Consider the following 12273-nt stretch of genomic DNA (forward strand, 5'->3'; position numbering starts at 1 on the left):
CTTCACCTGCCAGACCCTGTAACGCTCTCGATCGCGGCGAGCAGGGCGTCGATGTCGGCCTCCGAATGCCCCGCGCGCAGAGCGAGGCGCAGGCGACTGGTGCCGGCCGGCACCGTCGGCGGGCGGATCGCGGAGGCGAGGAAGCCTGCCGCTTCCAGCCTTGCGGACAGCGCCATCGCCTCGTCCTCCGGCCCGATCACGGCGGGCACGATCTGGGTCGAGGACGCGCCGTGATCGAGGCCGAGGCGGGCCAGCCCTGCGCGCAGCCGGTCGCCCAGTGCGGCGAGGTGCGCGCGCTCGGCGTCCATGCCCGGCAGCAGGTCCAGCGCTGCGTCCACCGCGCCCAGCACGGCGGGCGGCGGGGCGGTGGTGAAGATGAAGCCGCTCGCGGCGTTGGTCAGGTAGTCGATCAGCACCCGCGATCCGGCCACATAGGCGCCGAAGCCGCCCAGCGCCTTGCTGAAGGTGCCCATCACGAGGTCCACCTTGCCCGGCACCAGCGCCGAAAGCCCGCGTCCCTCGGGGCCGAGCACGCCGGTGGCATGGGCCTCGTCGACGAACAGCGCGGCGTCGTGGCGCTCGGCGATATCCGCGAGTCGGCGCATGTCGGCGCGGTCGCCGTCCATCGAGAACACGGTCTCGGTCAGGATCAGGCGGGCGGGGGCATCCGCGCCTTTCTCCGCCAGCAGGGTTTCGAGGTGGTCCAGGTCGTTGTGGCGGAAGCGGTGCTGGCGCACGCCCGCCATAGCGATTCCGGCGTGCATCGAGGCGTGGATTAGGCGGTCGGTGAATACCGCGACGCCCGGGATGGCCGCGAGCAGCGCCGGGATCACCGCCGCGTTGGCCTGCCAGCCGCTGGCGAAGATCAGCGCCGCCTCGCAGTGCTTGAATTCCGCGATGCGGGCTTCGAGGGCAAGGTGCGCCGCGCTGGTCCCCGTCACCAGCCGTGAGGACCCGGAGCCGGAACCGTCCCGCGCGGCCCACTCGGCCGAGCGCTCGACCAGCAGCGGATGGCGGGCGAGGCCGAGGTAATCGTTGCTGGAAAAGTCGAGCATCGTGCGCCCGGCGCGCTCGATCCGGCCGCCGGGCAGCAGGGTCGTGGCGCGCAAGGTCCGGCGCTGTCCGGCGCGGGTCACGCGCTCCAGCGCTGCCTCGAGGTGTGAATCGAGCCGGCTCATGCCTCGCCCGGTATGGCAAGCGGGTCCTTGGCACAATGGGCGGTTTGTCCGGGGGGAGGTATGAAGGGGCGTCCGGCGAGGTTTCGGCGATCGTTTCCTCTCTCCCACGGGGCCTTGCCGGATGCTTGCCCCGTCATTGCGAGCGCAGCGAAGCAATCCAGGGTAGTGCCACGCCGCTCTGGATTGCTTCGCTGCGCTCGCAATGACGGGGTTGCGGGAGAGTGGAACCACTCGACCCCGGCCACACCGCGCGATAAGGCGCGTTTCATGGACCTCGAAATCGACATCGAAGAACCCTGGGACGCCGCGACTGACTGGGCCGATCTCGCGCAGGCGGCGCTGGAAGCCCTCGTCACCCTCGCGCCCGAGCTGGACAACGAGCGCCTCACCACCAGCCTGCTGTTCACCAGCGACGCCGAAGTCCACGTCCTCAACCGCGAATGGCGGGCCAAGGACAAGCCGACCAACGTGCTCTCGTTCCCCATGCTGGAGCGCGAGGCCCTGCTCGATCTGGACGAGGACGGGCCGCCCGAAATGCTCGGCGATCTGGCACTCGCCTGCGAAACCTGCACGCGCGAGGCGGCGGAGAAGGGCATTCCGGTCGAACACCACGCCACGCATCTCATCATTCATGGCCTGCTCCATCTGGCGGGCCACGATCATGAGACATCGGACGAGGATGCCGAGGCGATGGAAGCGCTCGAAACAAAGGCACTTGCAGTTTTAGGCATTCCCGACCCATATGGGGACCGCACTGCAGCAACAGGGATTTAACCGTACGATGGCCGACAATGGCCGCCACGCCGACTCCGGTTTCGGAGAAGGGGACAGTACCAACACGCTTTGGCGTGCATTCAAGCGGCTTTTCCACGCAGAGGGCGACCAGTCCCTGCGCGCCCAGCTTGAGGAAGTCATCAACGAGCACGAAGGTGAGGCCAGCGGTGCGCTGACCGGCGATCTCTCGCCGATCGAGCGGCAGATGCTGCGCAACCTGCTGCATTTCAGCGAGCACGATGCCGACGACGTCGCCATCCCGCGCAGCGAGATCGTGGCGATCCCCGCCTCGGCCAGTTGGGCCGAAGTGGTGGAAGCCTTCGCCGAGCACGGCCACAGCCGCATGCCGGTCTACGGAGAGACGCTCGACGCCATCAAGGGCATGATCCACATCAAGGACGTGTTCCCGCTGCTGGCCCGCAGCGCGCCCCCGCCCGAGGACTGGACGACGCTGATGCGCCAGCCGCTCTACGTGCCGCAATCGCGCGGCGCGCTGGATGTGCTGGCCGACATGCGCGCCCAGCGCATCCACCTCGCGGTCGTGATCGACGAGTACACCGGCACCGACGGCATCATCACCATCGAGGACCTCGTCGAGGAGATCGTCGGCTCGATCGAGGACGAGCACGATGATGCGCCCGAGGAATTGCTGGTTGCAATCGACGCAGGTATGTGGGACGCGGACGCCCGAGCCGAACTGGACGATGTGGCCGAGCGGATCGACCCGCGGCTGGCCGAAGTCGAGGAAGCGGTTGATACTCTCGGCGGCCTGGCTTTCGTGCTGGCCGGACAAGTGCCCGAAGTGGGCGCGGTCCTGGACCATGAAAGCGGCTGGAAGATCGAGGTGACGGATGGCGACGAGCGGCGCGTGACGCGCCTGCGCCTGCATCCGCCCGTGGAAGAGTTGGAGAGCGAGGCCGAATAACCGCTGTCGCCGGACCCTCCGGCGGCGGCCATAACCGAGTGAAAAGACCGCAATAGTGCCAGTACGTCGTCTACCTCCCCTGCGTGCGCTCGAAGCTTTCGTGCGCGTGGTGCGTCTCGGTTCCGCCAAGGCGGCAGCCAACGAGCTGGCGCTCAGTCCCTCGGCCCTGTCGCGCCGCGTCGCCGCGCTGGAGGACTTCACCGGCAAGCGGCTGTTCACCCGCCAGCACCAGGCGATGAAGCTGACCGACGAGGGGCAGGCGTTCTACACCGCGATCGCGCCCAAGCTGGAGGAACTGGCCGAGGCGGTGGAGGCGCAGATCGATCGCGGCCAGGTGCTGCGCCTGCATCTGGGCGTGCCTTCGCTGTTCGGCGGCCAGCGGCTGTTCCCGCGCCTCCCCGAACTGCGCAAGCTGCATCCGCGCCTGCACATCGACATCGACACCGGCGCGCATCTGGAAGACCGCGTCGGCGATACGCTGGACGCCGCGATCATCCTCGCGAAGGAGCCGGACCCGCAGTATTACCGGGTGCAGCTCGATCACAACAAGGTCTATGCGATCACCTCGCAGGCGCTGGCCGAGGAACTGGGCCCGGTGCCGGACGAGGCGAAGCTGTCGCGCCAGACGTTCCTGATCCATCAGGATCTGCCCGACAGCCTCGATGCGTGGAAGCGCGCGATCGACCTGCCCGATCTCGACCCGGCCTCGGTCGACCGCTTCGATTCCGGCCAGCTGGTGCTGGAGGCGGCGGCGCAGGGTCTGGGCATCGCGATCATGCACGACGACCACTTCCGCCGCTCGCACGATACCCGCCTCGCGCGGGTCTACGACATCGAGGTGGAGAGCCCGTACCGCTACTGGTTCGTGTGTCGCCCCAAGTCGCTGGAAGCGCGGCCGGTGCGCATCTTCCACGAGTGGTTGCTGCAAGCGGGGCTTTGACCTTTCGGGGGGGACTGACGTTCCCAATCCAGGCTTCGTCACCCTGAACTTGTTTCAGGGGCCATCAAGCCGCAAGCGCCGTGCGTGGGATAGCGAATGGCGATCGCGGCTGGTGATGCCACACCTCCGCACAGGTTGCCCAATGGACCCTGAAACGAGTTCAGGGTGACGAAGTGGGAGTGGCGGCTGCATGACGCTCCACGACCAACCGTCATTTTCATTTTTCCCATAGCGGCGAACGGGATATGCCCTGCGGCGCCCCGTTAGAGTGGGACTGTGGGAGTATCTCAGATGCGTTTCGTCCTTACCGCTTGCGCCGCCCTGCTGGCGTCGGCTTCGCCTGCTCTTGCGGCCGAGCCCGTGGCTGCCACCGACCCGGCGCGTCTTGCCGCTGCGAAGCAGACGGTCGACTACGTGTTCCCGCTCGGCACCTACGCGCGGATCATGAACGGCACGATGGACAAGATGATGGATTCCATCATGGATTCCATGATGCAGATGCCGCTCAAGGACCTTGCCGGGATCAGCGGCGTCGATACCGGGAAGCTGGGCAGCGGCACCATGGCGCAGATCATGGAGATCTACGACCCGGCCTTCAAGCAGCGCATGTCGGCCACCACCCGTACGATGATGACGGACATGATGGGCCTGATGACCCAGTTCGAGCCCGACATCCGCGACGGTCTGGCGAGCGCCTACGCCGGGCGGTTCGACGCGAAGCAGCTGCAGGAGATGAACGCCTTCTTCGCCACGCCGACGGGCAAGGCCTACGCGGCGGATTCCTACATCATCATGATGTCGCCCGAGGTCATGAACAGGATGCAGGCGCTGATGCCCCGGCTGATGAAGGAAATGCCGGCGATCATCGACAAGGTGAAGGCCTCCACCGCCGATCTGCCCGCGCCGCGCAAGTACGCGGACCTCAAGAGCGCCGAGAAGGACAAGCTGGCCGGGCTGCTCGGCATCTCGCGCAAGGAGCTGGACGAAGGCGAGGCGAAGAAGCTGGAGCCTGCCTCCGAATAATTCGTTCGTCATTGCGAGCGAAGCGAAGCAACCCAGGGCGGCGTAGTGCTGCCCTGGGTTGCTTCGCTTCGCTCGCAATGACGAGGAGAGGTTAAGCGTCCGGCCCCTCGTAAGCCTCGACGATGCGGCCGACGATCGGATGGCGCACCACGTCCGCCGCCGTGAAGCGCGTCACCGCGATGCCGTCCACGCCCTCCAGCCGGGCGACCGCGTCGGCGAGTCCGGAATGGCGGTCGCCGCCGGGGATGTCGACCTGGCGCGGGTCTCCGCACACCACCATGCGGCTGTTCTGGCCGAAGCGGGTGAGGAACATCTTCATCTGCTCGCGCGTGGTGTTCTGCGCCTCGTCGAGGATGACGAAGGCATCGGCCAGCGTGCGGCCGCGCATGAAGGCGATCGGCGCGATCTCGATCTCGCCGTTGGCGAGGCGGCGTTCCACCTGCTCGGGCGGCATGCAGTCGTAGAGCGCATCGTACAGAGGACGCAGGTACGGATCGACCTTGTCCTTCATGTCGCCGGGCAGGAAGCCCAGCTTTTCGCCCGCCTCGACTGCCGGGCGCGACAGGATCAGGCGCTGGACCGAGCCGGTCATCAGCTGGCTGACCGCCTGCGCCACCGCCACGTACGTCTTGCCCGTGCCTGCCGGGCCGAGCGCGAAGATGACGTCCGACTTGGCGAGCTGGCGCATGTAGTCGATCTGCGTCGCCGAACGCGGCACGATCGTCTTCTTGCGGGTGCGGATCATGATCGGCGGCGCGCCCGCGTCGCCGGTGATGATGCCTTCGAGGGTGGGTTCGGTGCTCATGGCGATCAGCGATTCGATGGCGCCGGAATCGAGCGCCTGCCCCATCTCCAGCCGGTGATACATGCCCTTCAGTGTGTCGCGCGCGCGGGCCACGGCATCGTCCGGCCCTTCGATCTGGATCTTGCTGCCCCGGGCGGAGATGTACACGCCGAGGCGGTTCTCCACCTGCACCAGATTTGAATCGAATTGCCCGAACAGGGCTCCCAGCAGGACGGGTTCGTCGAAGTCTATTTCGACACGCGCCCGACGGTGAGTCTCAGGGCGGAACTGTGCCGGATCAACGGCACGGGCTGCTTTACGGGCCATGCGCTCCTTTCGTGCGAGATGATTTCTCGTCCTGTCTCGAAGATGGCTCCGCATGGCGCATGCTGCAAGGAGCCAGAGCCGAAATTTCCTGCGTTTCGTCGGGGATAACTGCGCGTTTCGCCGTTCTCGCATGAAACTGTCGCAAGGGTGCGACACTTATGTCCCCACGCTGCACGCGGCATTCCCGGGTCGTTCAGGAGCGCCTGTGCAGTTTCACGAACAGAAGGCCGCCAGACGGCCCCTGACAGGAAGAGAAGGAGAATAACGGTGCGCAAGTTCTTCATGATCGCCATGGCCGCCGGCGTCGCGCTGCCCACGCTTGCGATTCCCAGCATGGCTTCTGCCCAGAGCGCCGGCGAAGTGCGCCACAGCGCCCGCGAGGTCCGCAAGGACGAGCGCGACCTGCGCCAGGCCCAGCGCCACGGCGATCGCCGCGACGTCCGCGATGCCCGCCGCGATGTTCGCGACTCCCGCCAGGAACTGCGCGAGGACTGGCGCGACTATCGCCAGTCGCATCGCAACGACTACCGCCGCCCCGCCTACGTCGGCCCGCGCGGCTATCGCTATCGCCCGGTGACCGTGGGTTACCGCTTCCAGCCCGCCTACTACGGCGATCGCTACTGGGTGCGTGACTATGCCCGCTATCGCCTGCCCGCCCCGCGCGCCGGTCATCGCTGGGTTCGCTACAACAACGACGTGGTGATGATCAACGCGCGCACCGGCCGCGTGGTCACGGTCCACAACGGCTTCTTCTGGTAAGATCGCTTCCCCCATCTTCCCCGAGCCACGGGAAGTGCGAGTGCGGCCCCGGGACTTCGGTTCCGGGGCCGTTTGCCGTGTCAGGCCGCCAGCCAGCCACGCAGGGCGGCATTGACCGCCTCGGGCCGTTCCATCGTCGCCATATGGCCGCAGTCGGGGATCAGGCGCAGCACCGCACCGGGGATCGCCGCCGCCATTTCCTCGGCATAGTAAGGCGGCGTCAGCAAGTCCTGCGCCCCCACCACGACCAGCGCCGGGCAGGATACCGCGCCGAGGCCGGGCAGCGAATCCATGCGGCCGATGATCGCCGCCTGCTGGTTCTCGAATGTCGGCAACCCCACGCGCAGCGCCATCTGCACCACCGCCTCGGCGATGGCGGGATCGGTTTCGGGATGGACCAGTTGTGCCAGGCTGCCGCGGATCACTGCCTCGAAGCCGCGATCGTGCGCGGTGCGGATGGCGAAACGGCGCAACTGCGCCTGCTCCGCGCTGTCGGCGCGTGCATTGGTGTCGAGCAGCGCCAGTCGGGTGACCCGCTCGGGCGCGCGGCGGGCGACTTCCATCGCCACGTAGCCGCCCATCGACAGCCCGGCGATGGCGAAGCGTTCGGGCGCGGCATCGAGCAGACGCGTGGCCATCGCGGCGATGCTGTCGTCGCTCAGGGTATCGGCGACGATCGTTTCGGCGACGTCGGCAAGACCCGCGACCTGTGCCTCCCACAAGGCGGTGTCGCACGAGAGGCCGGGGACGAGAATCAGCGGCTGGCGACTCACGCGGCCATCATGCCGATCTGCACCGCACCGAGGCTGTTCGGCCCGGCGCTGGTGACCTCGACGCGCACGATCTGGCCGACCTGTGCCTCGCCGGTGAAGTGGACCGACTGCAGCCACGGCGACTTGCCGAGCCACTGTCCGGCATGCTTGCCCTTGCGCTCCACCAGCACGTCGCAGGTCTTGCCGACCGTTGCGGCGTTGAACGCGAGCTGGTCGCGGTTGAGTGCGGACTGGAGGCGCTGCAGCCGCTCGTCCATCACGGCGGCGGAGACCTGGTCGCCCATCGTCGCGGCAGGCGTACCGGGGCGGGGCGAATACTTGAAGCTGAAGCACTGCGCATAGCCGACCGCGTCGACCAGCTTCAGCGTATCCTCGAATTCGGCATCGGTCTCGCCGGGGAAGCCGACGATGAAGTCGCCCGACAGCGCGATGTCCGGCCGCACCGCGCGCACCCGGTCGAGAATCTTGAGGTAGCTCTCGACCGTGTGGCTGCGGTTCATCGCCTTGAGCACGCGGTCGTTGCCCGCCTGCACCGGCAGGTGAAGGAACGGCATCAGCTTGGCGTTCTCGCCATGGGCGTCGATCAGGCCCTGCGTCATGTCGTTGGGATGGCTGGTGGTGTAGCGGATGCGCGCCAGCTCCGGGATCGCCGCCAGTTCGCGCGCCAGCCCGTCGAGACCGACCGTCTGCCCCTTGGCGTTCTCGCCGGTCCAGGCATTGACGTTCTGGCCGAGCAGCGTGATCTCGCGCGCGCCGGCCTCGACCAGCAGCTTCGCCTCGTCGATCAGCGCGGAATAAGGGCGCGAGACTTCGGCGCCGCGGGTATAGGGCACCACGCAATAGGTGCAGAACTTGTCGCAGCCTTCCTGCACGGTCAGGAACGCCGTGGGGCCGGACCGCTTGCGGCGGGGCAGGGCGTCGAACTTGGTCTCGGCGGGCATGTCGGTGTCGGTGACGCGCTCGCCCGCGCTGGCGGCGCGGACCATCTCGGGCAGGCGGTGATAGGCCTGCGGGCCGACGACCATCGTTACCGCGGGCGCGCGGGCCATGATCTCCTCGCCCTCGGCCTGCGCGACGCAGCCGGCGACGGCGATCATGGGCGCCGATCCGTCCTCGCGGTCCCAGTTCTTCACGAGGCGGCCGATGTCGGAATAGACCTTCTCCGCCGCCTTCTCGCGGATATGGCAGGTATTGAGCACGACAAGGTCCGCCTCCTCGCCTTCCGGCGCGGCGGTGATGCCCTGTTCGGCGAGCAGTTCGGCCATGCGGTCGCCGTCGTAGACGTTCATCTGGCAGCCGAAGCTCTTGACGCGGTAGGTCCGGGGAGTCGCAGTCGTTTGCATCGCGCGCCGTTAGCGCAAAAGGGTGGGTTTGGACAGGGGGGCTGCTCCGGGGTGGAGAGCGATGGTGCGGAAATAGCCCGTCATCCCCGCGAAGGCGGGGGGGCCATCTGATGCCGGTGCAACACGAGCCGTCAGGAGATGGGCTCCCGCCTTCGCGGGAATGACAATGAGGGGTGGGGAGCGGCCATCTACCGCTCATTTGCCAACTTTGTCATTGCTTCGCTACGCTCGCAATGACGAACCGGGGGTAGCCGTAAAGGGTGGGAAGCTGTCGCCAGTTCCTCCCCGGCACGGGGAGGGGGACCACCCGCAGGGTGGTGGAGGGGCACCCTCGGTTTGCATGCCATCGCGTTGATACGCTTCCCAATGCCCGCCGATCGAGGTCTGGCGATCCACCGCGTGCCCCTCCACCATGCTTCGCATGGTCCCCCTCCCCTAAGGGGGAGGAATGGGGCGCTTACCGACCGCCCGCTTTCCTACAGACCGCCCGCTCCGATACATTGCGCCCATGCCCCGCCCGAACCTTCCTCGCCGCACAAGGTTACACCGCAAGGTGACACATCCCGCTCACAAGGTGACACACCCTCCGCAAAAAGTGTCACCTTACCCCCGCAAGGTGACACTTTCCGGCCCAAGGTGACACCTTTCCCCTCTGGACCGTGTCAACGGTGTAAACCTGCCACCATGCAGCGCCCTGTTTCCCTTCTTCCATACTTGGGCTATCCGCGCGCGTCATGAGCACTACGCAGACCCTTTACGCCGCCTTCGCAGGCCACCTTTCCGCCGCGCTCGATGCGCTGGAAGCAGCGGGCACGCTGCCGGGCGGCCTCAAGCGAGGCGCGATCACGGTCGAGCCGCCGCGCGATCCCTCCCACGGCGACCTCTCGACCAACGCCGCGATGGTGCTGGCCAAGCCCGCCGGCCTGAAGCCGCGCGATCTGGCCGAGGCGCTGGTGGCGGAGCTGTCGAAGCTCGATTCGGTGACGTCGGCCGAGATCGCTGGGCCGGGCTTCATCAACCTGCGCCTCTCTTCCGCCACGTGGCTGGCCGAACTGCGCGCGATCGCCGATCTCGGCGCGGATTACGGTCGCTCGACGATGGGCGGCGGGACGACGGTGAACGTCGAATACGTCTCGGCCAACCCGACCGGCCCGATGCACATGGGCCACTGCCGCGGCGCGGTCGTCGGCGATGCGCTGGCGACGCTGCTGGAGTTCGCGGGCCACAAGGTCACCAAGGAATACTACGTCAACGATGCCGGCGGACAGGTGCAGGTGCTCGCCCGCTCGGCGCACGTGCGCTACCGCGAGGCGCTCGGGCACGACGTCGGCGCGATCCCCGAGGGTCTCTATCCGGGCGAATACCTGGTGCCAGTAGGCCAGCAGCTCGCCGCCGAGTTCGGCGAGACGTATGCCGACGCGCCCGAATCGGAATGGCTGGCGCTGTTCCAGAAGAAGGCCGTCGCCGCGATGCTGGTGATGATCAAGGACGACCTCGCGCTCCTCGGCATCCACCACGATCTGTTCTCGTCGGAGGCGGAACTGCAGGCATCGGGCAAGCCCGACGAGGCCGAAGCCTGGCTGCGCGCCAAGGGCCTCGTCTACGACGGCGTGCTCGAAGCGCCCAAGGGCAAGACGCTGGAGGACTGGGAAGCGGTCGAACTGCCGCTGTTCAAGTCCACCGCGTTCGGCGACGATCAAGACCGCCCTATCAAGAAGTCGGACGGCACCTGGACCTACTTCGGTGCCGACCTCGCCTATCACTTCCAGAAGGCCCAGAGCGCCGACGCCCTCGTCGACATCTGGGGCGCGGACCATGCGGGCACCGTCAAGCGCATCAAGGCCGCCGTGGCCGCCATGACCGGCGCCGATGGCGAACCCACGCCGTTCGAGATCAAGCTGGTGCAGATGGTCCAGCTGCTGCGTGACGGCGAGCCGGTGAAGATGTCCAAGCGTTCGGGCAACTTCGTCACGCTGGCCGAAGTCGTCACCGAAGTGGGCAAGGACGTGGTGCGCTTCACCATGCTGACCCGCAAGCCCGAGGCGCAGATGGACTTCGACTTCGCCAAGGTCGTCGAAGCCAGCAAGGACAACCCGGTGTTCTACGTCCAGTACGCCAATGCCCGCGTCCACTCGACGCTGCGCAAGGGGCTGGCCGAGGGCGGCTTCACTCCCTCGGGCGAGCACGTCGAACTGCTCGGCGAAGAGGAACTGGAGCTGGTCAAGCTGGCCGCGCAGTTCCCCCGCATCGTCGAGGCCGCCGCTGCCGCGCGCGAACCGCACCGCATCGCCTTCTACTTGGGCGATGTTGCGGCGGCGTTCCACGGTTACTGGAATATCGGCAACGACCGGGTGGAAAAGCGTTTCATCGTGGCGCAGGATGCGAACCTCACGGGCGCGCGGCTTTTCCTCGCGTCCCAGATCGGGCAGCTTGTCCGCAATGGTCTCGCGCTGCTGGGCGTCGAGGCGGTGGAGGAAATGTGATCCATGGCAGGCGCTGACGACGGCTATTTCCCGAAACCGGAGAAGAAGAACCCGGTGTTCGGCTCGGGCAAGCAGGGCAGTCCCTACTTCGAGCAGGACGGCGTGCCTTTCGAAGGCGCCTCGTCCGACACGTCCGGGCAGCCGCATCAGCTGCAGCTTGAAGAGGACGTGCGCCTCCCCTGGCTGGAGGGCGACGACGAGGATTACGAAGAGCAACGCGCAGGCCTGGGGCAGGGCGTGCTGCTGGGCGCGCTGGGCCTCGTCGCGCTGGTGGTGATCGGCGGCGGTGTGATCTGGGCGATCAAGAGCCGGCCCGAGCAGCCCTTGGTGGCCGACGGCGGCGTGATCGCCGCGCCCAAGGCGCCTTACAAGGTGCGGCCCGACAACCCCGGCGGCGAAGTCGTCGCGGGTACCGGCGATACCAGCTTCGCTGTGGCCGAAGGCCAGTCCCGCCAGGTTCAGATCGACAAGAGCGACGATACCCCCGCACCGGGTTTCCGCGCCACCGCCGAGCCGAAGCCGGAGGCCAGGGCGACCGAGGCGGCAACTCCGGCGGTCAGCGGCGTTGGCGTACAGGTCGGCGCCTATGCCTCCAAGGAGGCGGCGGAGGCCGGGTGGAACACGCTCAGGACGCAGTACGAACCGCTTGGCGGCATGAGCCACCGCGTGGTTCAGGGCAAGGCGGACATCGGCACCGTCTACCGCCTGCAGGCCGTGCCCGGTGACGGCGCGGCGGCGCGGGCGCTGTGCGCCGGGATGAAGGCCGCCGGGATGAGCTGCCAGGTCAAGAACTGAGGCGGAGCTTGTCCAAGGGCTAGGCGCCGTGGAATTTGTCCACGCCGCCTAGCACTACTTTGGCAGAAGTTTGAAATGCGTGACTGATAGGCTCCCACCGCAATGAGGGCATTGGTCTGGCGGAGGTCTTGATATTCGGTCAATGATGGCCTGTCGGATGGCGGGCATG

The 12273-nt window shown here is 67.2% G+C and carries 11 protein-coding genes; 7 read left to right on the forward strand and 4 right to left on the reverse strand.

Going from position 1 to position 12273, the window contains the following annotated elements:
• Positions 1 to 2: 2 nt before the first annotated feature.
• Entirely contained in the window at positions 3 to 1178 is a 1176-nt protein-coding gene (gene bioF / locus V2S85_RS09585; RefSeq protein WP_330702632.1) for an 8-amino-7-oxononanoate synthase, read from the reverse strand.
• A gap of 267 nt (positions 1179 to 1445) precedes the next feature.
• Between bioF and ybeY the strand changes: the two genes are divergently transcribed.
• The 4 genes from ybeY (at position 1446) to V2S85_RS09605 (ending at position 4840) form a co-directional block, all read left to right on the forward strand.
• Positions 1446 to 1952, forward strand: a complete 507-nt coding sequence (gene ybeY / locus V2S85_RS09590) for an rRNA maturation RNase YbeY (protein ID WP_271180960.1) — start codon at positions 1446 to 1448, stop codon at positions 1950 to 1952.
• 7 nt (positions 1953 to 1959) lie between these two features.
• Complete coding sequence (locus V2S85_RS09595; protein ID WP_008831117.1) at positions 1960 to 2877, forward strand: hemolysin family protein; 918 nt, start codon at positions 1960 to 1962, stop codon at positions 2875 to 2877.
• Between the two features lie 55 nt (positions 2878 to 2932).
• A complete protein-coding gene (locus tag V2S85_RS09600) occupies positions 2933 to 3817 on the forward strand; it encodes a LysR substrate-binding domain-containing protein (RefSeq protein WP_172705104.1) in 885 nt (294 codons plus the stop codon).
• Positions 3818 to 4108: 291 nt separating this feature from the next.
• Complete coding sequence (locus tag V2S85_RS09605; RefSeq protein ID WP_330702633.1) at positions 4109 to 4840, forward strand: DUF2059 domain-containing protein; 732 nt, start codon at positions 4109 to 4111, stop codon at positions 4838 to 4840.
• A gap of 91 nt (positions 4841 to 4931) precedes the next feature.
• Here the strand turns inward: V2S85_RS09605 and V2S85_RS09610 are convergent, their stop codons facing one another.
• Complete coding sequence (locus V2S85_RS09610; RefSeq protein WP_036525997.1) at positions 4932 to 5951, reverse strand: PhoH family protein; 1020 nt, start codon at positions 5949 to 5951, stop codon at positions 4932 to 4934.
• A gap of 267 nt (positions 5952 to 6218) precedes the next feature.
• Here V2S85_RS09610 and V2S85_RS09615 point away from each other — a divergent pair, with 267 nt between their 5' ends.
• Positions 6219 to 6710 (forward strand): RcnB family protein, encoded by a 492-nt coding sequence (locus tag V2S85_RS09615; protein WP_419198182.1) that lies wholly within the window; start codon positions 6219 to 6221, stop codon positions 6708 to 6710.
• A gap of 80 nt (positions 6711 to 6790) precedes the next feature.
• Here the strand turns inward: V2S85_RS09615 and V2S85_RS09620 are convergent, their stop codons facing one another.
• Positions 6791 to 7483: an alpha/beta fold hydrolase gene (locus V2S85_RS09620; protein WP_330702634.1), complete on the reverse strand. Its 693-nt coding sequence runs from the start codon at positions 7481 to 7483 to the stop codon at positions 6791 to 6793.
• Positions 7480 to 8826 carry a tRNA (N6-isopentenyl adenosine(37)-C2)-methylthiotransferase MiaB gene (gene miaB, locus V2S85_RS09625; protein WP_330702635.1) on the reverse strand — a complete coding sequence of 449 codons (1347 nt, stop codon included), beginning with the start codon at positions 8824 to 8826 and terminating at the stop codon, positions 7480 to 7482. Before miaB ends, V2S85_RS09620 begins: the two co-directional genes overlap by 4 nt.
• A gap of 734 nt (positions 8827 to 9560) precedes the next feature.
• On the opposite strand from miaB, the gene argS reads away from it, so the two are divergent.
• Both argS and V2S85_RS09635 read left to right on the forward strand, forming a co-directional pair.
• Entirely contained in the window at positions 9561 to 11309 is a 1749-nt protein-coding gene (argS, locus tag V2S85_RS09630; RefSeq protein ID WP_330702636.1) for an arginine--tRNA ligase, read from the forward strand.
• A 3-nt stretch (positions 11310 to 11312) separates the two neighbouring features.
• Complete coding sequence (locus V2S85_RS09635; protein WP_330702637.1) at positions 11313 to 12104, forward strand: SPOR domain-containing protein; 792 nt, start codon at positions 11313 to 11315, stop codon at positions 12102 to 12104.
• Positions 12105 to 12273 lie beyond the last annotated feature (169 nt).

Source organism: Novosphingobium resinovorum, from assembly GCF_036352595.1.
GTDB lineage: Bacteria > Pseudomonadota > Alphaproteobacteria > Sphingomonadales > Sphingomonadaceae > Novosphingobium > Novosphingobium resinovorum_B.

What these genes read in the sequence shown, in the direction of transcription:
- V2S85_RS09635 (WP_330702637.1), top strand. Translation starts at nt 11,313, where the DNA reads ATGGCAGGCGCTGACGACGGCTATTTCCCGAAACCGGAGAAGAAGAAC.
- ybeY (WP_271180960.1), top strand. Translation starts at nt 1,446, where the DNA reads ATGGACCTCGAAATCGACATCGAAGAACCCTGGGACGCCGCGACTGAC.
- V2S85_RS09610 (WP_036525997.1), bottom strand. Translation starts at nt 5,951, where the DNA reads ATGGCCCGTAAAGCAGCCCGTGCCGTTGATCCGGCACAGTTCCGCCCT.
- argS (WP_330702636.1), top strand. Translation starts at nt 9,561, where the DNA reads ATGAGCACTACGCAGACCCTTTACGCCGCCTTCGCAGGCCACCTTTCC.
- miaB (WP_330702635.1), bottom strand. Translation starts at nt 8,826, where the DNA reads ATGCAAACGACTGCGACTCCCCGGACCTACCGCGTCAAGAGCTTCGGC.
- V2S85_RS09605 (WP_330702633.1), top strand. Translation starts at nt 4,109, where the DNA reads ATGCGTTTCGTCCTTACCGCTTGCGCCGCCCTGCTGGCGTCGGCTTCG.
- V2S85_RS09595 (WP_008831117.1), top strand. Translation starts at nt 1,960, where the DNA reads ATGGCCGACAATGGCCGCCACGCCGACTCCGGTTTCGGAGAAGGGGAC.
- bioF (WP_330702632.1), bottom strand. Translation starts at nt 1,178, where the DNA reads ATGAGCCGGCTCGATTCACACCTCGAGGCAGCGCTGGAGCGCGTGACC.